The sequence below is a fragment of the Mycobacterium sp. ACS4054 genome (assembly GCF_001667275.1).
Taxonomy (GTDB): Bacteria; Actinomycetota; Actinomycetes; order Mycobacteriales; family Mycobacteriaceae; genus Mycobacterium.
In genome coordinates this window covers 167,029-187,680 of the sequence record NZ_LZHV01000058.1, presented here as the reverse complement: position 1 = coordinate 187,680, position 20,652 = coordinate 167,029, and the positions used below count along the sequence as shown (strand labels likewise).

23 protein-coding genes and 3 tRNA genes are annotated in these 20,652 nt (G+C 69.2%); 10 read left to right on the top strand and 16 right to left on the bottom strand.

Features of this window, described 5'->3' with window-relative positions; translation table 11 throughout:
* Positions 1–2: 2 nt before the first annotated feature.
* On the bottom strand, positions 3–614 hold the full coding sequence (locus A5730_RS17335) for a malonyl CoA-ACP transacylase (protein ID WP_067902875.1): 612 nt from the start codon (positions 612–614) through the stop codon (positions 3–5).
* Positions 611–4,765: an NEW3 domain-containing protein gene (locus A5730_RS17330; RefSeq protein ID WP_067902872.1), complete on the bottom strand. Its 4,155-nt coding sequence runs from the start codon at positions 4,763–4,765 to the stop codon at positions 611–613. The genes A5730_RS17335 and A5730_RS17330 overlap by 4 nt, the downstream gene beginning before the upstream one ends.
* A 40-nt stretch (positions 4,766–4,805) precedes the next feature.
* On the opposite strand from A5730_RS17330, the gene A5730_RS17325 reads away from it, so the two are divergent.
* The 7 genes from A5730_RS17325 to A5730_RS17295 all read left to right on the top strand — a co-directional run bounded on the left by A5730_RS17325 (position 4,806) and on the right by A5730_RS17295 (position 11,813).
* A complete protein-coding gene (locus A5730_RS17325; protein WP_067902870.1) occupies positions 4,806–5,399 on the top strand; it encodes a DinB family protein in 594 nt (197 codons plus the stop codon).
* Between the two features lie 145 nt (positions 5,400–5,544).
* Positions 5,545–6,891, top strand: a complete 1,347-nt coding sequence (locus tag A5730_RS17320; RefSeq protein WP_067902866.1) for an AarF/ABC1/UbiB kinase family protein — start codon at positions 5,545–5,547, stop codon at positions 6,889–6,891.
* Positions 6,891–7,799, top strand: a complete 909-nt coding sequence (locus A5730_RS17315; RefSeq protein WP_067902864.1) for an alpha/beta fold hydrolase — start codon at positions 6,891–6,893, stop codon at positions 7,797–7,799. Before A5730_RS17320 ends, A5730_RS17315 begins: the two co-directional genes overlap by 1 nt.
* 89 nt (positions 7,800–7,888) lie before the next feature.
* The gene (locus A5730_RS17310; RefSeq protein ID WP_067821841.1) at positions 7,889–8,749 is read left to right on the top strand and encodes a cyclopropane mycolic acid synthase family methyltransferase; all 861 of its coding nucleotides are present in this window, start codon (positions 7,889–7,891) and stop codon (positions 8,747–8,749) included.
* 147 nt (positions 8,750–8,896) lie between these two features.
* Positions 8,897–9,793 carry a hydroxymycolate synthase MmaA4 gene (gene mmaA4 / locus A5730_RS17305; protein WP_067903163.1) on the top strand — a complete coding sequence of 299 codons (897 nt, stop codon included), beginning with the start codon at positions 8,897–8,899 and terminating at the stop codon, positions 9,791–9,793.
* Between the two features lie 94 nt (positions 9,794–9,887).
* Complete coding sequence (locus tag A5730_RS17300) at positions 9,888–10,586, top strand: YciI family protein (RefSeq protein ID WP_067902861.1); 699 nt, start codon at positions 9,888–9,890, stop codon at positions 10,584–10,586.
* A gap of 9 nt (positions 10,587–10,595) precedes the next feature.
* Entirely contained in the window at positions 10,596–11,813 is a 1,218-nt protein-coding gene (locus A5730_RS17295) for an RNA polymerase sigma factor (RefSeq protein WP_067902857.1), read from the top strand.
* A gap of 53 nt (positions 11,814–11,866) precedes the next feature.
* On the opposite strand, the gene rplA is transcribed toward A5730_RS17295, so the two are convergent.
* The 12 genes from rplA to A5730_RS17235 form a co-directional block, all read right to left on the bottom strand.
* Entirely contained in the window at positions 11,867–12,574 is a 708-nt protein-coding gene (gene rplA / locus A5730_RS17290; protein WP_007167783.1) for a 50S ribosomal protein L1, read from the bottom strand.
* A gap of 76 nt (positions 12,575–12,650) precedes the next feature.
* Positions 12,651–13,079, bottom strand: coding sequence for a 50S ribosomal protein L11 (gene rplK, locus A5730_RS17285; RefSeq protein WP_055401224.1), 429 nt, complete (start codon positions 13,077–13,079; stop codon positions 12,651–12,653).
* A 42-nt stretch (positions 13,080–13,121) separates the two neighbouring features.
* Positions 13,122–13,877, bottom strand: coding sequence for a transcription termination/antitermination protein NusG (gene nusG / locus A5730_RS17280; protein WP_067902853.1), 756 nt, complete (start codon positions 13,875–13,877; stop codon positions 13,122–13,124).
* Between the two features lie 25 nt (positions 13,878–13,902).
* Positions 13,903–14,349 (bottom strand): preprotein translocase subunit SecE, encoded by a 447-nt coding sequence (secE, locus tag A5730_RS17275; protein ID WP_067902850.1) that lies wholly within the window; start codon positions 14,347–14,349, stop codon positions 13,903–13,905.
* Between the two features lie 93 nt (positions 14,350–14,442).
* Positions 14,443–14,515, bottom strand: a tRNA-Trp gene (locus A5730_RS17270).
* Positions 14,516–14,659: 144 nt separating this feature from the next.
* The gene (gene hadC, locus A5730_RS17265; protein WP_055401218.1) at positions 14,660–15,160 is read right to left on the bottom strand and encodes a (3R)-hydroxyacyl-ACP dehydratase subunit HadC; all 501 of its coding nucleotides are present in this window, start codon (positions 15,158–15,160) and stop codon (positions 14,660–14,662) included.
* Positions 15,161–15,163: 3 nt separating this feature from the next.
* On the bottom strand, positions 15,164–15,592 hold the full coding sequence (gene hadB, locus A5730_RS17260) for a (3R)-hydroxyacyl-ACP dehydratase subunit HadB (RefSeq protein WP_067902847.1): 429 nt from the start codon (positions 15,590–15,592) through the stop codon (positions 15,164–15,166).
* Complete coding sequence (hadA, locus tag A5730_RS17255) at positions 15,579–16,058, bottom strand: (3R)-hydroxyacyl-ACP dehydratase subunit HadA (protein WP_067902845.1); 480 nt, start codon at positions 16,056–16,058, stop codon at positions 15,579–15,581. The genes hadB and hadA overlap by 14 nt, the downstream gene beginning before the upstream one ends.
* 49 nt (positions 16,059–16,107) lie before the next feature.
* Positions 16,108–16,275: a 50S ribosomal protein L33 gene (rpmG, locus tag A5730_RS17250; RefSeq protein ID WP_007167776.1), complete on the bottom strand. Its 168-nt coding sequence runs from the start codon at positions 16,273–16,275 to the stop codon at positions 16,108–16,110.
* 55 nt (positions 16,276–16,330) lie between these two features.
* Positions 16,331–16,404 (bottom strand) — tRNA-Met (locus A5730_RS17245).
* 49 nt (positions 16,405–16,453) lie between these two features.
* Positions 16,454–16,526: transfer RNA gene (locus tag A5730_RS17240), tRNA-Thr, on the bottom strand.
* A gap of 73 nt (positions 16,527–16,599) precedes the next feature.
* Entirely contained in the window at positions 16,600–16,812 is a 213-nt protein-coding gene (locus tag A5730_RS17235; protein ID WP_067902842.1) for a type II toxin-antitoxin system VapB family antitoxin, read from the bottom strand.
* 110 nt (positions 16,813–16,922) lie between these two features.
* On the opposite strand from A5730_RS17235, the gene A5730_RS17230 reads away from it, so the two are divergent.
* Genes A5730_RS17230 through A5730_RS17220 form a run of 3 tightly spaced genes read left to right on the top strand, consistent with a single transcriptional unit; the run spans position 16,923 to position 19,244 of the window.
* Positions 16,923–17,636, top strand: a complete 714-nt coding sequence (locus A5730_RS17230; RefSeq protein ID WP_067902839.1) for an MBL fold metallo-hydrolase — start codon at positions 16,923–16,925, stop codon at positions 17,634–17,636.
* A 58-nt stretch (positions 17,637–17,694) separates the two neighbouring features.
* Complete coding sequence (locus tag A5730_RS17225; protein ID WP_067903161.1) at positions 17,695–18,528, top strand: hypothetical protein; 834 nt, start codon at positions 17,695–17,697, stop codon at positions 18,526–18,528.
* 20 nt (positions 18,529–18,548) lie between these two features.
* A complete protein-coding gene (locus A5730_RS17220) occupies positions 18,549–19,244 on the top strand; it encodes a crotonase/enoyl-CoA hydratase family protein (protein ID WP_067902836.1) in 696 nt (231 codons plus the stop codon).
* 160 nt (positions 19,245–19,404) lie between these two features.
* Here the strand turns inward: A5730_RS17220 and cynS are convergent, their stop codons facing one another.
* Together cynS and A5730_RS17210 are read right to left on the bottom strand one after the other, a co-directional pair.
* Positions 19,405–19,869, bottom strand: a complete 465-nt coding sequence (gene cynS, locus A5730_RS17215) for a cyanase (RefSeq protein ID WP_067902832.1) — start codon at positions 19,867–19,869, stop codon at positions 19,405–19,407.
* A 12-nt stretch (positions 19,870–19,881) separates the two neighbouring features.
* Positions 19,882–20,631 carry a class I SAM-dependent methyltransferase gene (locus tag A5730_RS17210; protein WP_067902829.1) on the bottom strand — a complete coding sequence of 250 codons (750 nt, stop codon included), beginning with the start codon at positions 20,629–20,631 and terminating at the stop codon, positions 19,882–19,884.
* Positions 20,632–20,652 lie beyond the last annotated feature (21 nt).

Genomic DNA, 20,652 nt, shown 5'->3' with positions numbered 1-20,652 from the left:
GATCAGTGCCGGTGGACGTTGTCGGGTTGCCGGGGGTCGCCGGGATGCTCGTAGCCGGGAGACAGCCGCACCAGCTCGGCCCGTCGCGCGTCCAGCCACACCCGGAACGCGCGCCGCCGGGCGGCGCCCAGCAGATGCGCGGCGATCAATGGCCGCACGTCGGCCAGCGGCGGGGAGACCGGCGACGGGGAGCGCCAGCCGTGCGGCTGGCGGCCCGGCTCGGCGAACCGCAGCGGGTTGCGGGCGTGGTACGCGGCCACCTCCTCATCCGTGACGCGCACCGCGGCGGTGACATCGGCGAACAGCGCCCGCGCGCGGGGGTCCGCCAGCGCGGCCGCGGCCACGCTGCCGATTTCCAGCCGGGCCGTCGCGTCGGGCAACAGCTGCGCCTCGCTCGGCGCGCCGCGCCCGGTGAGGCCGAGCGCTTCGGCCTCGGCGGAGACCACCCGCTCGGTCACGATCAGCTGGGTCAGCCAGCGCCGCAGTTGCCGCCCCTCCCCGCCGCCGCCGGCCGGCAGGGCGGCCGCGCCCGGTCCGCCGCGCAGCCGCGCCTCGGCCGCGTCGACCTCGTCGACCAACACCGGGGCGCCGGCCACCGTCGCCACCACGCTCATGTCACGCGCACCTCCACCGCCGGGGTGTAGAGCAGCCGGCCGGCGCAGCCGACCCGGACCAGGGCCCACCACCGGCCCGGCTCCAGCCCGGGCGGCGGCGTCACCGAGAAGCCGAGCCGGGCGATGCCGCGGGGGGGCAGCACCGCGCCCACCGCGGCGGGCCCCAGCCACTCCCAGGTGCCCCACGGGCTGATCAGGTGGGCCTCCAGCGCCAGGGCCGCCCCGGCGCGGCTGCCGACCGTGACGGTCAGCGCCGCCGTGGCGCCGGCGGCCAACTCCACGCCGGCCGGCCCCTCGGCGAGGTAGATCAGCTCGGCCTCGTCGCGGGCGCCGACCTCGACGAGGCACACGTCCTCGACGGTCTGGCGCCACGCCTCCGGGATCTGGTCGCCGCCGAGGCGGAGCTGCGCCCGCACCGGGTAGCGCCCCGGCTCGGCGCCTGCCGGCACCGACACGGCCACGTCGGCCTCGCGGTGCTCGCCGCCGCGCAGGGTGAGGGGCAGCTCGTCGGGCTTGGCCGACCAACCCTCCGGACACACCAGGGTGACCGTCCCGGTCAGGGTGGCGTCGCTGCAGTCACTGGCCGCGGTGAGGCGCAGCACGACCTCGTCGCCCGGCTCGGCTTGCACCCGCGCGGGATGCAGGTGAGCGACCGCCGGCAGCCCGCCGAGCGGCGCCGGGCCCCGGTTGTGCAGCCAGTAGCGCGCGTACAACGGCTGGGCGGCCTCGGCATCGGGGGCCAGCGCGCGGGATCGCGCCGGGGGTTGGGGAGCGTCGAATCGGGCCAGCAAGGTGGCCACCTGGCAGCCGTGCAGCTCGAGCGGGCGCCGCCCCGCGCCCGGGGCTTCCAGGTCGGCTTCGAGGAGGTCGGCGCAACGCGGGTCGACGATGGCGCCGACGTCCGAGCCGAGCGTCACGCCGGCCCCCGACCCCGTCGTCTCCACCAAGCGCAGCGCCACCTCGCGCGGGTCGACCGGCCGGGCGCGGCCCGCCGCCAGCGGGTTGCCGGCCGCCTTGAGCGCCGCCAGCTGCACCGCGCCGGCGGGCTCGACGGTCAACAGGGAGCCGGCCGCGGGCAAGGGGCCCGGCGCCCGGCCGGTGGCGACGGCGAGCAGCGGGTGGGAGAACTCGGCGCTGCGGGCGGGGATCCGGGCGCGCCGCCAGTCGCCGTCGTCGCAGACCAGCGCGTAGTCGAAATCGTGCGTCCAGTGCTGGAGTTGGAAGTTCGAGCCGTCCGGGGCGGTGCGGCGCGGTTCGTCGATCCAGGTGCCCGAGGGCCAGCCGGTGCAGGAGCGCATCAGCGCGGTGTGCAGGGTGCCGTCGGTGTCGACGGCGAAGCTGGGCACACCGCGGTTGAGCAGGGCGACGGTGCGGTCCTCGAACTCGCCGCCGCCCGCCGGCGCCCGCTGGCTGACGACGATTTCCGCGTCGGCGAGGTCCTCGACCAGCGACACGATCGCGGCGGCCAGGCGGTCGTCGTCGCGGCCGGCGATCACCAGCACCGGCAGCGCCGACGGCGCGCGCAGGTCGGCGCCGGGCGTCCACACGGCGGCCAGCGGCGTCGCGGCCGGCACCCACACCCGCGCCCGGCCCGTCGCCGCCAGCTGGCGGTCGAGCTCCTCGCGGTACGGCCCCAGCGCCGCGTCGGTGAAGGCGTTGCGGGCCGGTCCGCCCAGCGCGATGCGGACGTCGGGCAGGTTCGAATCGACGTCGAGGTGGCCGTAGCGCTGCTTGGCGGCGCCGCTGCAGGTGGCCGTCACCCCGGCGCGGACCAGCGCGACCATCAGCTCCCGCGCGAGCGGTCCCGACACCGCCTCGTCCGGCGTCACCACCTCGGCCACCGAGATCGCCCGCACGCTGTCGCGCACCCGGACCCGCGCAGCCGAGGACAGGCCGAACCAGCCGTGGGCCGGGTTGTCCAGCGTCCACGGGTGCAGCGCGGTGTCCACCGAGCGCGGGCCGTCGTGCAGCAGGGCGAACCCGCGCCCGACGACGGCGTCCCCGACCTCGCTGACCGGCATGGCGCCCGGCACCGGGCAGGGCCAGCGCAGCCGCACCAGGCGGTCGGCGCCGGTGAACCCGTCGATGGCGGTGCGGCAGTCCACCCGCGGCACGCCGCGCCACAGCGTCAGGGTCTGGGTGTAGCGCAGCAGGGCGCCGATCCGCCCGGTGACGACGACCCGCTGCCCCAGCGGGCCGTGGTAGGCCTGCGCGGCGGCCGGCGACTCCGACGAGTACACCACCGGCCCCTTGGGCAGCAGGTGCCACGGGCCCTCGCCCTGCGTCGGGTGGGACGCGTACTCCTCGTAGACCGCAAGCTCGTTGCCCACCCGGCCGGCGGCGATCAATTCGCGGCCGTCGCGAACCAGCGACGCGACTCCCCCGCCGCGCGCCGGATCGACCTCGACGCGGAAATGCTCGTTGGCGATCACCGGGCCGGGCACCGGTTCCCAGCCGGTCGGCTCGCCGCCGGGAACCAGCCGGTAGGCCCGCCACCCCAGCGACGGCACGTCGCGCGCCAGCCAGCTCACCGACCGGCCGCCCTCCTCGACGTGCGCGGGCAGCTCGGCGCCGTCGGCGTCCAGCACGCGGGCCCCCGCGGTCAGCGGTGGTTCGAGCCGCGCGGTGACGACGTCGGTCCGCGGCTGCGCCAGCGGATTCCAGACGACGACGTCACCGCCGACGGCTTCCGACAGCACCGCCAGCGAGGCGTCGCGGGCGGCGCGGCCCAGCTCCCAGGCGTCCCGCCAGCCGGTCAGCAGGTCGAGGTAGACCTGGTCCGATTCCGAGCCGGTGATGGCGTCGTGGTGCGCCCCGTAGGCCAGCTGCACCCACGCCTTGGCCAGCGCCGCCTGCGGATACTCGGCGCCGCCCAGCAGCCCGGCGAACACGGCGAAGCGCTCGGCCTCCAGCACGGCGTGCTCGGCGGCCCGGTTGGCCTGTTTGGTGTCGATGTACGACACGTCCTTGCCGGTGTAGATCGGGTTCATGTCGCGGGTCTGCGGTGACGGGGCGCGGCCGCGCTCGGCCAGCTCGGCGCGCACGGCGGCGAAGAACTCCCGCGGCAGCGCGCAGACGAACCGCGGCCAGGTGTAGCGCTCGGCCCAGTCGCGGTGGATTGCGGTGACCCATTTGTTCGGCGGCGTGTAGTCGGTGCCGACGGGCAGCAACACGTTGCGCGTCAGCGCCACCTGCTTCAGCAGCTCGAACTGCTCGAGGGTGGCCTCCTCGGCCTCGGCCAGCGAGGTCGACGAGTCCATCCACCAGCCCGCCGAATAATGGGCGGGCATGTAGTGGGTGAGCAGCCCGCGGCCCGACGGCGAAATCCACTCGAACTCGCTGCTGAACTGCATGCGGTTCACGTCGCCGCCGCCCAACGCCGGGCCCCATTGGTGGTGCGGGCCGCGCGCCCACGAGCTCGACGTCAGCCCGGCGTCGGCGGCCATCCCGGGGAATTGCGGGTCGTGCCCGAACACGTCCAGCTGCCAGGCGGTCTGCGGGTGGGCGCCCAGCACGTCGCGCTGGAACCCGATGCCGTGCACCAGGTTCCGGATCGTGGTCTCCGGGCCGGTGAGGTTGGTGTTGGGTTCGTTGTACGTGCCGCCCATCACCTCGACGCGGCCCTGCGCGATGAACCGGCGCAGGTCGGCGCGGTCCTCGGGCCGGGTGTCCCAGTACGGCTTGAGGTAGTCCACCTCGGCCAGCACGAACTTGTACTCGGGCTCCCGGCGGGCCATCTCCAGGTGCGCGTGCACCAGCGCGAAGCCGTTGGTCTGCCGGGCGCGCCCCGGCGGGTCCTCGGCCCACTCGCTCGTGTACGCGCCCTGGGTGTTCCACCAGACCGGGTCGTAGTGGAAGTGACTGACCATGAACATGGTCCAGCCGGGCTCGCCGACGACGAACTCGAAGGGCTCGACGAATTCGCCCGCGTGCACCCGCGCCGCCCGCCGCTCGCCGACCACGGGGTTGCGCACCGCGACCGGCACCTCGACCAGCTCGCCCGCGGCCACCGCCTCGCCGGCCAGGCCGTCGCCGTCCACGCGGACCCGCGTCGACCCGGTGGGGCCGCCCAGCGTGACGCGGACCAGCTGCAACGGCGCGTCCGGCGGACCGACGAAAAGCTCGGTCGAGCGCGCCGAAACCAGCTGCATCCCCGCACTTTACGGCGCGCCGGCGATCTACGATCTGCTAATGCCCGCCCTCGCCCCGCCCGTCGCCGACGAACGCAGCGCCCTGCGCGAATACCTGGCGTTTCACCAGAGCGCGTATTTCGCGGTCAGCTACGGCCTCACCGACGAACAGGCCCGGTCCACGCCCTCGGTGAGCGCGCTGTCGATCGGCGGGCTGATCAAGCACGCCACCGGGATGCAGCGCAGCTGGATGAGCCGGGTCGCCGCCGCGCCGGACGCGCCCCCGAAAGACACCCGCCCGTTCGAGCAGATCTCGCAAGAGTTCGCCGACCAGCACGTGATGCGGCCCGACGAGACGCTGGACGGGCTGCTACGGGCGTTCGAAGCCCAGAACGCGGAATCGCTGCGGCTGGTCGAGACCGCCGACCTCGACGCGGCCGTGCCGGTTCCCAAGGACATCCCCTGGTTTCCGAAGAATCAGGAGGCCTGGTCGGTGCGCTGGGTGATCCTGCATGTGATCAACGAGCTGGCCCGGCACGCCGGGCACGCCGACATCATCCGCGAAACCATCGACGGCGCCACCATGTACGAGCTGATCGCGGGGCTGGAGGGCTGGGCGATTCAGGGCTGGGTGCAGCCCTGGAGGCCGAGCTAGAGCGCAGGCCCGCACCGAACGTGAACTCAGGGCGAAATTCGGGCCGGTTTTTCGCCGTGAATGCACGCTCGGCGCCCCGCAATTTCCCGTGAGCGCCGTCACAGCGAATTGGAGCTTGACACCGCCGATTTGGCAGACTGCTGGAATGAGTTCTACCAAGCATCGCGAGGTGGCCAGGCTCGACCGGGTGCCGCTGCCGGTCGAAGCGGCCCGGGTGGCCGTCACCGGATGGCAGGTCACTCGCACTGCCGCACGCGTCGTCAGCAAGCTGCCGGGCAAGGGCCCGTGGCAGCAGAAGGTGATCAGGCAGCTCCCGCAGACCTTCGCCGACCTCGGCCCGACGTACGTCAAGTTCGGGCAGATCATCGCGTCCAGCCCGGGGGCGTTCGGCGAATCGCTGTCCCGCGAGTTCCGCGGCCTGCTCGACCGGGTGCCCCCCGCCGACACCGAGGAGGTGCACAAGCTGCTCGTCGAGGAGCTCGGCGGCGACCCCGCGGAGCTGTTCGCCAAGTGGGAAGAGGAGCCGTTCGCGTCGGCGTCCATCGCGCAGGTGCACTACGCGACCCTGCACACCGGCGAAGAGGTCGTCGTCAAGATCCAGCGCCCGGGCATCCGCCGCCGCGTCGCGGCCGACCTGCAGATCCTCAAGCGTTTCGCCCAGGCCGTCGAGCTGGCCAAGCTGGGTCGCCGGCTGTCGGCGCAGGACGTGGTCGCCGACTTCTCCGACAACCTGGCTGAGGAGCTGAACTTCCGGCTGGAGGCGCAGTCGATGGACGCGTGGGTCTCCCACCTGCACGCCTCGCCGCTGGGCCGCAACATCCGGGTGCCGCAGGTGCACTGGGACTTCACCTCCGAGCGGGTGCTGACCATGGAGCGGGTGCACGGCATCCGCATCGACGACGTCAAGGCCATCCGCCAGGCCGGGTTCGACGGGGTCGAGCTGGTGAAGGCGCTGCTGTTCTCGCTTTTCGAGGGCGGGCTGCGGCACGGGCTGTTCCACGGCGACCTGCACGCGGGCAACCTCTACGTCGACGATCAGGGCCGCATCGTGTTCTTCGACTTCGGGATCATGGGTCGCATCGACCCCCGCACCCGATGGCTGCTGCGCGAGCTGGTGTACGCGCTGCTGGTCAAGAAGGACCACGCCGCGGCCGGCAAGATCGTGGTGCTGATGGGTGCCGTCGGCACCATGAAGCCCGAGGCCCAGGCGGCCAAGGACCTCGAGAAGTTCGCCACCCCGCTGACCATGTCGACGCTGGGCGACATGTCGTACGCCGACATCGGGCGGCAGCTGTCGACGCTGGCCGACGCCTACGACGTCAAGCTGCCCCGGGAACTGGTCTTGATCGGCAAGCAGTTCCTCTACGTCGAGCGGTACATGAAATTGCTCGCGCCCAAATGGCAAATGATGTCCGACCCGCAGCTGACCGGTTACTTCGCCAACTTCATGGTCGAGGTGAGCCGCGAGCACCAGTCGGACATCGAGGTCTGATGGAGATCCGCGCCGGGAACGCCACCTCGGGCGGCGAGGTGAAGCTGTACTACGAGGACATGGGCGACATCGACGCCCCGCCGGTGCTGCTGATCATGGGGCTGGGCGCCCAGCTGCTGCTGTGGCGAACCGGCTTCTGCGAACGGCTGGTCAACCACGGGCTGCGCGTCATCCGGTACGACAACCGCGACGTCGGCCTGTCGACCAAGACCCGGCACCGCGGCGCAGGCCAGCCGCTGCTGACGCGGTTGGCCCGCTCCTGGGTCGGCCTGCCCAGCCAGGCCGGATACAAGCTCGAGGACATGGCCGACGACGCCGCGGCCGTGCTCGATCACCTGGGCATCGAGCGTGCGCACATCGTGGGCGCGTCGATGGGCGGCATGATCGCCCAGATCTTCGCCGCGCGGTTCCGCGAGCGGACGAAAACCCTGGCAATCATCTTCTCCAGCAACAACTCGGCGTTCCTGCCGCCGCCCGGCCCTCGCCAATTGCTGGCGCTGATCAAGGGGCCGGCGCCGAGCTCGCCGCGCGACGTGATCGTCGACAACGCGGTCCGGGTCAGCAAGATCATCGGCAGTCAGCGGTATTTGGCGCCCGAGGAGCAGCTGCGCGCCGAGGCCATCGAAAGCTACGAACGCAGCTATTACCCGTGGGGCGTCGCCAGGCATTTCGACGCCGTGCTGGGCAGCGGCAGCCTCAGACGCTACAACCGGCGAATCGCCGCCCCGACCGTCGTGATCCACGGTCGGGCCGACAAGCTGATGCGGCCGTTCGGCGGCCGCGCCGTGGCCAGGGCCATCGACGGCGCTCGATTGGTGTTATTCGACGGGATGGGACATGATCTGCCACAGCAGTTGTGGGATCAGGTCATCGGCGTACTGACGAACAACTTCGCCAACGCGAACTGAGTCAAAAAACACTCGAACGAAACGCTTCCCCTGCGATCTCAGTCCACGTCGCCGGGTTGTACGGTTGTCCAAGGAGGTGGGTCTACCCGATGGCAAAGCTGAAGCCGTATTACGAAGAGTCGCAGGCGACCTACGACATTTCAGACGACTTCTTCGCGCTGTTCCTCGACCCCAACATGGTCTACACCTGCGCCTATTTCAAGAACGACGACATGACGCTGGAAGAGGCGCAGCTGGCCAAGCTGGATCTGGGGCTGGAGAAGCTGAAGCTCGAGCCGGGCATGACGTTGCTCGACGTCGGGTGCGGCTGGGGCGGGGCCGTGGTCCGGGCGGTCGAGAAGTACGACGTGAACGTCATCGGAATCACGCTCAGCCGAAACCACTACGCGCGCACCAAGGCACGGCTGGAGGCCATCGGAACCACGCGCCGCGTCGAGGCCCGGCTGCAGGGCTGGGAGGAGTTCGACGAGCAGGTCGACCGGATCATGAGCTTCGAGGCCTTCGACGCGTTCAAGAAGGAACGCTGGCCCGCGTTCTGGGATTGGGCCTACAAGACCCTCCCCGACGACAGCCGGATGATGATGCACAGCATCTTCACCTACCCGCAGTCGCAATGGAAAGAGCGCGGCATCCCGATCACCATGTCGGATCTGCGTTTCTTCCATTTCCTCGGCAAGGAAATCTTTCCCGGCGGGCAGATGTGCGGCGAGACCGATATCGTCGACTACGCGCAAGCCAGCGGTTTCGCGATCGAGCAGATCGAATACCTGCGGCCGCATTACGCGCGGACGCTGGACACCTGGGCCGCCAATCTGGAGGCCAATCGGGAACGCGCGATCGCGATTCAGTCCGAAGAGGTCTACAACCGCTTCATGCGTTATCTGACGGGTTGCGCCGAACTCTTCCGCAAGGGCATCTCCAACGTCGCCCAGTACACGCTCACCAAGTAGCGACCGGCCGGCCGGGGTTCGCCACGACCCGCGTCGACGGCCACCGATTCACGCTGGAAACGTAGACTTCGGTATCGTTGCACGTCATGCCCCGAGCACCTGCGTGGGCAGTAAGCAGTGAACTTCATCCAGGAGAACAAGACGAAAATGGCTGATCAACCGGCTAGCCCGACGAAGATACGGACGGCTCCCGAAGACATTCAGGCGCACTACGACGTCTCCGACGACTTCTTCGCCTTGTTCCAGGACCCGACCAGGATCTACAGCTGCGCCTACTTCGAGCGCGATGACATGACGCTGGAAGAGGCGCAGTACGCCAAGATCGACCTGAACCTGGACAAGCTGGACCTCAAGCCGGGCATGACCCTGCTCGACATCGGCTGCGGCTGGGGCACCACCATGAAGCGCGCCGTCGAGCGGTTCGACGTCAACGTGATCGGCCTGACCCTGTCGAAGAACCAGCACGCCCGCTGCGAGCAGCTGCTGGCGTCGATCGACACCGACCGTTCGCGGGAGGTGCGCCTGCAGAACTGGGAGGACTTCAACGAGCCGGTCGACCGGATCGTGTCGATCGAGGCCTTCGAGCACTTCGGGCACGAGAACTACGACGACTTCTTCAAGCGGACGTTCGACATCATGCCCGACGACGGCCGGATGACCGTGCAGAGCAGCGTCAGCTACCACCCGTACGACCTGGCCGCCCGCGGCAAGAAGCTGACCTTCGAGACGGCCCGGTTCATCAAGTTCATCATCACCGAGATCTTCCCGGGCGGCCGGCTGCCGTCCACCCAGATGATGGTCGACCATGGCGAGAAGGCGGGTTTCGTTGTGCCCGCACCGCTTTCACTGCGGCCGCACTACATCAAGACGCTGCACATCTGGGGCGACAACCTCGAGGCGAACAAGGACAAGGCCATCGAGGTCACCTCCGAAGAGGTCTACAACCGCTACATCAAGTACCTGCGCGGGTGCGAGCACTACTTCACCGACGAGGCGCTTGACGTCAGCCTGGTGACCTACCTCAAGCCGGGGGCCGCCGCCTAGAAATCCGCGCCTGTCGGATCGGGGCTGCGTCGTTCGTCGGATAGGTAGAGAGTGGAGCACGGGGCTTCGCTCACTACCTGGAGGTGACGACACCATGCAGTACTTCGCCTTGTTGATCAGCAGGGAGCAAGACCGCACGCCCGACGACCCGGCCGCCACGATGGCGGCATGGCAGAACTTCCACGCCAACGCTGGGTCGGCGATCAAGGCGGGCGACGCGCTGGCGCCGGCCGCCGCCGCGGCGGTCATCACCGGCGGCCCGGACGCGCCGACGGTCACCGACGGCCCGTTCGCCGAATCCGCCGAGGTGGCTTGCGGCTACTACGTGTTCGAGGCCGAAAACCTGGACGAGGCGATCGCGCTGGCGCGCGACGTCCCGCTGGCCCAGGTCGGGGCCGTGGAGTTGTGGCCGGTGGTCCACGCGATCGAGCCGGCCCGCCAGCTCACCGGAAACGACTGGCTGGCGCTGCTGTTGGAACCCCCCGCGTCGGCCCACACGCCCGGCACCCCGGAGTGGCAGGCCGTGGCGGCCCGCCACGCCGAGCTCCACGCGGCCGCGGGCGACCACATCCTGGGCGGCGCCGCGTTGCACGACCGGACCACCGCGACGACGGTCCGGGTGCGCGACGGCGAGGTCCTGATCACCGACGGGCCCTACGTGGAGGGCGCCGAGATCGCCACCGGGGTGTACCTGCTCGGCGCCGCGGATCGCGACGAGGCCGTCAAGCTGGCGTCGATGATCCCGGCCTCGACCGTGCAGGTGCGTCAACTGGCCGGCCTCTCCGCGCTCTAACCGTCGCGAATGCCCAACCTGGACGGCGTCTTTCGGCAGGAGTGGGGGCCCGCCGTCGCCGCGCTCGCGCGGTGGTCCGGCGACCTTACCATCGCCGAGGACGCCGTCCAGGAGGCCTGCGCCGAGGCGCTGCGCAGCTGGGGCCGCGACGGCATGCCGGCCAATCCCGGGGGCTGGCTGGTGACCGTGGCCCGCAACCGCGCCCGCGACCGGCTGCGCCGCGAATCCGCCCGCCCAGGAAAGGAATTGGCGGCCGTGGTCGACGACATTCGGGCCCGCACCGATCACACCGAACCGTCCCCCGTCCCCGACGACGAGCTGCGGATGATGTTCACCTGCGCGCACCCCGCCCTGGACCGCCCGTCGCAGCTGGCGCTCACCCTGCGGCTGGTGTCGGGCCTGACCGTCACCGAGATCGCCCGCGCGCTGCTGCAGACCGAGGCCGCGATCGGCCAGCGAATCACGCGCGCCAAGAACAAGGTTCGGCACGCCAACATCCCGCTGCGGGTGCCGCCGGCCGAGCTGCTGCCCGAACGCACCCCGCACGTGCTGGCCTGCATCTACTCGGTCTTCACCGAGGGCTATTGGTCCACGGCGGGGCCGTCGGCGATTCGCGACGAGCTGTGCGACGAGGGGATCCGGCTGGCCGGTGAGCTGTGCGCGCTGATGCCGCAGGAGCCCGAGGCGCACGCGCTGGCCGCCCTGATGTTGCTGCACGATTCGCGGCGAGCCACCCGCGTCGACGACACCGGGATGCTGGTGCCGCTGGAGGAACAGGACCGCCGCCGGTGGGACCGCGGCCGCATCGCCCGGGGGCTGGATCGGCTGCGCCGGGCCGAGGGGTCGACGGGCCCCTATCTGCCGCAGGCGGTGATCGCAGCGGTGCACGCGACGGCGCCGTCCTGGGAGCAGACCGACTGGGTCACCATCTGCGCGGCCTACGACCGGCTGCTGCAGGTGACCGACTCGCCGGTGGTGCGCGCCAACCGCGCGCTGGCGGTCGGCCTTCGCGACGGCCCCGACGCCGGGCTGGCCGCCCTCGACGAGGTGGCGCACGACCCCCGGTTGAGCCGCTCGAACCTGCATGCGACGGTGCGCGCCGACTTACTGCGGCGCGCGGGCAGGCCGGCCGACGCCGCCTCCTGGTACCGAAAGGCGTTGGCGGTCAACGGCTCCGAGCCGGGCCGCGAGTTTCTGCGGCGCCGCATCGCCGAGTGCGACGGCTAGGCCTCCGGATCGATGGTTGCCTGCGTTCGTCGGCGCTCCGAGGCGCCGACTCACTACGCCTCCGCGAAGTTGCGCGTGACGGACGGGTCCACCGGGATGCCCGGGCCCGTGGTCGTCGACACGGTGATCTTCTTCAGGTAGCGGCCCTTCGAGGCGGACGGTTTGAGCCGCAACACCTCGTCGAGCGCGGCGCCGTAGTTCTCCGCGAGGGCCTTCTCGTCGAAGGACGCCTTGCCGATCACGAAGTGCAGGTTGGCCTGCTTGTCGATGCGGAAGTTGATCTTGCCGCCCTTGATGTCGGCCACGGCCTTGGCCACGTCCGGGGTGACGGTGCCAGTCTTGGGGTTGGGCATCAGGCCGCGCGGGCCCAGCACGCGGGCGATGCGGCCGACCTTGGCCATCTGGTCGGGCGTCGCGATCGCGGCGTCGAAGTCCAGGAAGCCGCCCTGGATCTTCTCGATCAGGTCGTCGCTGCCGACGATGTCGGCGCCGGCGGCCTGCGCCTGCTCGGCCTTGTCGCCCACCGCGAACACCGCGACACGGGCCGTCTTGCCGGTGCCGTGCGGGAGGTTGACGGTGCCGCGCACCATCTGGTCGGCCTTGCGCGGGTCGACGCCGAGCCGGATCGCCACCTCGACCGTCGCGTCCTGCTTGGCCGACGCGGTCTCCTTGGCGAGCTTGGCCGCCTCCAGCGGGCTGTACAGGTTGTTGCGGTCCACCTTCTCGGCGGCCGCGCGGTATGCCTTGCTGTTCTTGCTCATTGATTCATCCAATCTGGTGTTGGGTCGTGGTCGGCGGGCCGAAGCTGGCCCTCCCACGGGGTCGAACTATGCCCGCCTATTCGACGGTGATGCCCATCGACCGGGCGGTGCCGGCGATGATCTTGGCGGCCGCGTCGATGTCGTTGGCGTTGAGATCGGTCTTCTTGGTTTCGGCGATCTCCTTGACCTGGTCCCAGGTGACCTTGGCGACCTTGGTCTTGTGCGGCTCGGCCGAGCCCTTGCCCACGCCGGCCGCCTTCAGCAGCAGCTTCGCCGCGGGCGGCGTCTTGAGCGTGAAGGTGAAGCTGCGGTCCTCGTAGACCGTGATCTCCACCGGGATGACCTGGCCGCGCTGGTTCTCCGTGGCCGCGTTGTAGGCCTTGCAGAACTCCATGATGTTGACGCCGTGCTGGCCGAGCGCGGGTCCCACCGGCGGCGCGGGGTTGGCCTGGCCGGCCTGGATCTGCAGCTTGATCAGCCCAACGACTTTCTTCTTCGGGGCCATGAGTGTTCGGTATTCCTTCCGTGACTGGGCTTGGTCGCCCGGTTAGATCTTGGAGACTTGGCTGAACGTCAACTCCACCGGCGTCTCCCGGCCGAAGATCGACACCAGCACCTTGAGCTTCTGCTGTTCGCCGTTGACCTCGCTGATGGTCGCCGGCAGCGTGGCGAACGGCCCGTCCATGACCGTCACCGATTCGCCGACCTCGTAGTCGACCTCGACGGTCGGGCGCTCCAGCCCGCCGGCCTCGGCGGCGGCCGCGGTGGTGGCGGCGCCCTTGGCGGCCTTCTTGGCCGCGCCCCGCGGCAGCAGGAACTTGACCACGTCGTCCAGCGTCAGCGCTGACGGCCGCGATGTCGCCCCGACGAACCCGGTGACGCCCGGCGTGTTGCGCACCGCGGCCCACGAGTCGTCGGTCAGGTCCATGCGCACCAGGATGTAGCCGGGCAGCACCTTGCGGTTGACCTGCTTGCGCTGGCCGTTCTTGATCTCGGTGACCTCTTCGGTGGGCACCTCGACCTGGAAGATGTAGTCGCCGACGTCCAGGTTCTGCACGCGCGTCTCGAGGTTGGCTTTCACCTTGTTCTCGTAGCCCGCGTAGGAGTGGATGACGTACCAGTCACCGGGCTTGCTGCGCAGCTCCGCCTTGAGCGCGGCCGCCGGGTCGACCTCTTCGGCCGACTCCTCGGGCGCCTCGGCCGAAGTGGCTTCTTCGGCCGTCTCCTGGGCCTCGGTGTCCTCGGCGCGCTCTTCTACGTCGACCGCTTCACCCGCGGACGTGTCACCGTCGAAGGTAGTCACGGTTTAGTCCTCTCTATCTTCTCGCTCAGCCGAACACCAGCAGCACAAGCTTGGTGAGGCCGAAATCCGCGAGGCCGACCAGCGCCACCATGAAGGCCAGGAACGCCAGCACCACCGACGTGTACGTGAGCATCTGCTTGCGGTTGGGCCAGATGACCTTCCGCATCTCCGCAACCACCTGCTTGAGGTAGTTGAAGACGAACACGAACGGGTTGGCCGAACGGTCCCCGGGCTTCTTGGGCTTTTTGGCCTTCTTGGCTTTGCCGCCCTTGTCCTCCTTGGCGGCCTCGACCTCGCCCGCCGACTCTACGTCGGCGTCGTCGCCGGCGTCGGCCGCCCGCTGCCGGGATCGTTTGCCGCTCGGGCGCTGCGGCCGCGTCACCACAGCGGTCCGGCCGCCACTCGCGCGGTCGTCCTCCCTGTCAGCGCCGTCGCTTGTGGCGTCGTTGGCAGCTTCGCCTTCGTCGCTCACCGCATGCTCCTTAAGTTTGCTCGTGTCCCGCGGGCCGTCCCAGTGGTGAAGGCCACTATTCCAGTGTCCACCATGGCACGACTTTCAAGTCAGCAGGGGCGACAGGACTTGAACCTGCAACCTGCGGTTTTGGAGACCGCTGCTCTGCCAGTTGAGCTACGCCCCTTCGCGGTTGGCAGGCCAACCTGCGCTTACCTACCGGGGCTTACATGACACGCGCGCTCTCCGATTGCTCGAATCCCGGAAAGCGCGCTAATGCTGGGAAAACCCCGAGGTCCGAGTGTACATCGACGCGCGAGTCAGATACTAATTACGCCGTTCTCATGACCTGGCCGGACTCCGGGTCCCATTTGAGGTTCGCCGACTGGTCGGCGTACTGGCTCATCAGCGTGGTGTAGGACTGCAAGACCACCTCGCCCCGCTCGTTCGTGCAGGTGTTCTTGGTGACGACGATGTCGGCGCCGAACCGCTCGTCCACCGAGTGGATGTCCATCCGCGCCCACAGTTTGTCGCCGGCCTTGATCGGCTTGGAGAACACGAACCGCTGGTCGACCTGGACGATCACCAGGGTTTCCATGCCGATGTCGACGTGCCGGAAGAAATCCAGCTGGACCAGCTTGGCGAAGATGGTCGCGTAGGTCAGCGGCGCCACGATCGCGTCGTGACCCAGTTCGGCGGCCGCGTCTTCGTCGAAATGGGCGGGGTGGCGGTTCTTGATGGCCTGCGCGAACTGCCGAAGCTGCTCACGCCCCACCACGAAGTAGTCCGGGTACCGCCAGATCATTCCCCGGATGTCGGTCTTGAGCGCCATCGGCTACGCGAGCGTCGCGGACGCGATGGCCCTGCCGAAGATCTTCTTGCCGCCGGTGGTCGCCGTGAGCGCAATGGTCACGGACTTGGTTTCCGGGTCGACGGACTTGACCCGACCGTTGAAGACCAGCTCAGCGCCCTTGCCGTCGTTGGGGACCGGGACCACCGCGGTGAACCGCACGTTGTACTCGGTGACCGCGCCGGGGTCACCGATCCACGAGGTGACGTACCCGCCGCCGATGCCCATGGTCAGCATGCCGTGCGCGATCGCGGTGTCCAGCCCGACGACCTTGGCCATCTCGTCGTCCCAGTGAATCGGGTTCAGGTCACCCGAGACGCCCGCATAGTTCACCAGGTCCTGCCGGGTCAGCGGGTAGGTCTTCTCGGGAAGCTGGTCGCCCACCTTCACCGAGCTGAACTCACGCAGTGGCATCAGAAAATCCCTCTTCTCCATCCTCACCGGCACGGCCCGCCAGGGTCGTGTAGGTCTCCTGCACGACGTCACCGGCTTGGTTGGTGACGATGTTCTTGGTCACGATGATCTGGGTGCCGTGCGAGACCCGCACCGAGTCGACGTAGACGTCGCAGTACAGCTTGTCGCCAGCCACGATCGGCGCCATGAACTTCAGCACCTGGTCGACCTGCACGATCTTCGCGTCCTGGACGGCGACATTCGCGTGCGCGAAGAACGCCGTCTGCGCCTGGTAGCCGAACACGCAGATGAACGTCAGCGGCGCGAGCAGGCCGCCGTAGCCCAGGTCGGCCGCGGCCTTCTCCTCGAGAAAAAAGGCGTCGTCGTTCTGCACGGCGACCGCGTACTCGCGGACCTTCTCCCGCTCCACGACGTAATGGTCGGGATAGCGGTAGTGCATCCCGACGATGCTCTCGCTTAACGGCACGGCTCTAAAATCTACCTAGTCAGTCTCGATAATCGGTCGCGGGTTCCCGCTAGCGCGTCTCTCGGTGCGCCTGGTGCTTGCCGCAGTTCGGGCAGAACTTCTTCAGCTCCATGCGGTCCGGATCGTTCCGGCGGTTCTTCTTGGTGATGTAGTTGCGGTGCTTGCACACCTCACAGGCCAAGGTGATCTTCGGCCGTACGTCGGTACTGGAAGCCATGACGATTCTCTCTCGGTTCCTTCTCGCGGGACTCTCGCCGCGCGTTGTTGTGTTGTAGCGATGGCCGGACTCGAACCGGCGACCTAACGATTATGAGTCGTTCGCTCTAACCGACTGAGCTACATCGCCTCTAACCACCCCAGGGGTCGGGGCCGCCACGCCTGCTCGGCGTCCGCCGAGCCCCCTAACGGAATCGAACCGTTGACCTTTTCCTTACCATGGAAACGCTCTACCGACTGAGCTAAGGGGGCCGTTCACCCGAATCGGCAGTGCCGCGGGCCTAAAAGAGGGTACAACCTGGCCCACAACCGGACCAAACGGGCTTCAGGGAGCGGTGCCACCGCCGCCGCGGGGCAGCTGCCAGGCGCTGAGGTCGCTGAATTCGTCGTACACCTCGTCCGATTCCTGCGCATCGGCTTCGGCGAGCAAGGTGCGCAGCGCGAGATTGACGGCCTCGCGGGCGTCGGCCAGATGGAAGCGGCGGATCGCCTCGTCAATGAGATCGACGTCGATCTCGATTTCGACCTTCTTCCTCATGCGCCAACAATACCCATGCCACAGGCGGCCAAGCGCTGCTCGCGGGGGGTGCTCGGCGATGTTCGCGGCGGCCGCGCGAACCCCCGACGGGCAGGTCCTAGGCTGATCACGTGTCAACAGACCGGCTGTACTTTCGGCAACTGCTCTCCGGGCGCGACTTCGCCGCCGGCGACATGTTCGCGACCCAGATGCGCAACTTCGCCTACCTGATCGGGGACCGCCAAACGGGCGACTGCGTGGTGGTCGACCCCGCGTACGCGGCCGGTGATCTCCTCGACGCGCTCGAGGCCGACGGCATGCACCTGTCCGGCGTGCTGGTGACCCACCACCACCCCGATCACGTGGGCGGGTCGATGATGGGCTTTTCGCTGCAGGGCCTGGCCGATCTGCTGGAGCGCAAAGCCGTGCCGGTGCACGTCAATGCCCTTGAGGCGCAATGGGTCTCGCGCGTCACCGGGATCGGCCTCGGGGACCTCACGGCCCACGAGAACCACGACAAGGTCAGCATCGGCGACATCGAGATCGAGCTCCTGCACACCCCGGGTCACACGCCGGGCAGCCAGTGCTTCCTGCTCGACGGCCGCCTCGTCGCCGGCGACACGTTGTTCCTGGAGGGCTGCGGCCGCACCGACTTTCCCGGCGGCGACTCCGACGAGATGTACCGCAGCCTGCAGCAACTCGCGACATTGCCCGGGGACCCGACGGTGTTCCCCGGGCACTGGTACTCGGCGGAGCCCAGCGCGACGCTGTCGGAAGTCAAGCGTTCCAACTACGTCTACCGGGCCCGCGACCTCGCGCAATGGCGAATGTTGATGGGCGGCTGAGGCCGCCGATCGAATCGAAGCGGCAACCGGCCTGTGATATAAGCGGAGGGTGGATTCCATGGGGTGGATCCAGGACAGCTGGCACGGAATCACCAACGTCGGGTCCAGCACCTGGATCGCGTGGGCGGCGTGGGCGGCGATCGCGCTCGCGGCCATCACCTTGATCTTCACCAGCCGGCAGATCACCCGCAATCGTCGGCTCGCCGCGGAGCAGACGCGGCCACAGGTCGCGATGTTCATGGAACCGCATCCCGCGGACTGGCACGTGATCGAGTTGGTGGTCAGGAACTTCGGTCAGAGGGCGGCCTACGACATCACGTTCTCCTTCATGAACCCGCCGACGGTCGCCGAATACGAGAACGCCACCGACGGCTACGCCGACGTCGTCGAACTGCGGCTCCCCCGCGAGTTGCCGGTGCTGGCCCCGGGCCAGGAGTGGCGCATGGTGTGGGATTCGGCGCTCGACCGCGCCGAGATCGGCAGCGGCATCGAGTCCCGCTTCACCGGCACCATCCGCTACTTCGACACCCCGGAGCCCAAGCGCGGGCGGCGGTTCTGGGAGCGCGAACGCCTCCCGCTGGAAACCGAGGTGGTGCTCGACTGGGACTCGCTGCCCCCCGTCCAGCGCATCGAGCTGCTGACCACCCACGACCTGGCGAAGCGGGAGAAGCAGAAGCTGGAGCTGCTGCGCGGTCTGCTCACCTACTTCCACTACGCGAGCAAGGAAACCCGTCCCGAGGTGTTCCGCAGCGAGATCGAACGGATCAACGGTGCCGTGCGGGAAACGCAGGACCGGTGGCGCACCCGCCAGCTCGACGACCCCACCGATGTCAGCCTGCGCTGGAGTGAAGCCGAGGACGACCTCGGCAAGCACCACAATCAGCACGCGTGACGGCAAGGAGCCAGCAACCGATGAGCGGCCCGGTCCACTACAGCCTCAACGATTCCATCGCGGTCATCCGGATGGACGACGGCAAGGTCAACGCCCTGGGCCCCACGATGCAGCAGGCCCTCGGCGAGGCGATCGACCAGGCCGAGGCGGACAACGCCGGGGCGCTGGTGATCACCGGGAACGAGCGGGTGTTCAGCGGCGGGTTCGACCTGAAGATCCTCACCTCCGGCGAGGCGCAGCCGGCTATCGACATGCTGCGGGGCGGCTTCGAGCTGTCGTACCGGCTGTTGTCCCACCCCAAGCCGGTCGTGATGGCCTGCACCGGCCACGCCATCGCGATGGGGGCGTTCCTGCTGTCGTCCGGCGACCACCGGGTGGCCGCGCACGCCTACAACATTCAGGCCAACGAGGTGGCGATCGGCATGGTCATCCCATACGCGGCGCTGGAGATCATGAAGCTGCGGCTGACGCAGTCGGCGTACCAGCAGGCCGCCGGGCTGGCCAAGACGTTCTTCGGTGAGACCGCGCTGGCCGCCGGCTTCGTCGACGAGATCGTGCTGCCGGAGATGGTGGTGAGCCGCGCCGAGGAGGCCGCGCGCGAATTCGCGGGCCTGCACCAACACGCCCACGCCGCAACGAAATTGCGCGCCCGCGCCGACGCGCTGAAGGCCATTCGCGCCGGGATCGACGGCATCGAGGCCGAATTCGGCCTGTAGGGGATTTTTCACGACCCGTTTCGAACGCGGTGGCCGCTGCTAGCCGCCACCGCGTTCCCTTCGCCTCCTCGTCGCCAGTGTGACACGCGTGCGGCGTGCCGTCACTTCACCCCGCTCCCCGGAACCCCTTGCACCGGTCAGCTGGGCCGGCAGGCATCGGCTACTCCGCCGAAACCCATTGGTAGGGAAGGAATTTCCCGTCCAGGGTCACCACCACGCGATCGCCCGACGGATGCGATTTCTTCTGCAGGTCGACGCTGAAGTTGATGGCGCTCATGATGCCGTCGCCGAACTGCTCGTGGATCAGCTCCTTGATGGCGCCGCCGTAGACCTGTAGCGCCTCGTAGAACCGGTAGATGGTGGGGTCCGTCGGCACCGCGGTGGGCAAACCGCCGCGCAGGGGCGGCGCGGCCAGCACCGTGACCGCCGAGTCGTCCAGCCCCAGCTTCTCGACGAGAATCGTTGCCAGCTCACGGGGGATGGGGTGCTGGCCCAGCAGCGCCGAGGTGGTCCACAGCACCGGGCGGCCGATCGCGTCCGCCAGCTGCTGCCAGGTCAGGCCGAGCCGAAGGCGCGCCAGCACGATCTGCTCGGTGATCTCATGTCTGTTCATGGCCCCAAGCATGCACGCGCGGTCTCACCGGGGCTTCGTCGCGGTGACCAGGCGGGTGGAGAACCACGGGCCGCCGTAGTACATCCGCCATCCGAGGTTGCGGCGCCGCACGTTTCGCCAACCCAGCTCCCGCAGCTGCGCGGCGTGCTGACGGGTCTCCCACAGGTCCGCGACGGCCAGCCGGCCGCCCGGGCGCAGCACCCGCACCGCTTCGTCAAGAGCCTTGCGCCGGCCCGCGCGCGTCGGGATGTTGTGGATGGCCAGGTTGCTGACGATCACGTCGACGCTGTCGTCGGCGAACGGCAGGGCGGTCATGTTGCCGGTGCGCACCTCGACGCGGTCGGCGACGTTCTCCAGCGCCGCATTGGCCAGGGTGGCGTCCGGGGAGTTGTCCGTCTGGTCGGCGCGCCACAGGTCGACGCCGATCGCGTGGCCCGCCGGCAACCGCTTGGCCGCCGCGATCAGCACCGCGCCGCGGCCGCAGCCGAGGTCCAGCACCGTTTCGGCGCCGGTCAACCCGAGATCGTCGAGTATCCGGTCCCAGACGACAAACTTGCCCGCCCGCGTCGCGTACGCGTAAAGGGCTGCGCTCGAAGCGATTCCGAGGGCCGAGGTCGCCGCCAGGGCCGCCGTCACCCGCTTGCCGCGCGCCCAGCTGATCGCGGACCACCCGGCCAGGGCGGCGGTTTGGGCGGCGATGCCCATCAGCTGCCCGCGCGCCGAGATGGTGTGAAACGACCCGTCTATTCCGTAGTCACCGCGGTGGTCGTGCACGGCAACGAGCTTACGACGGCT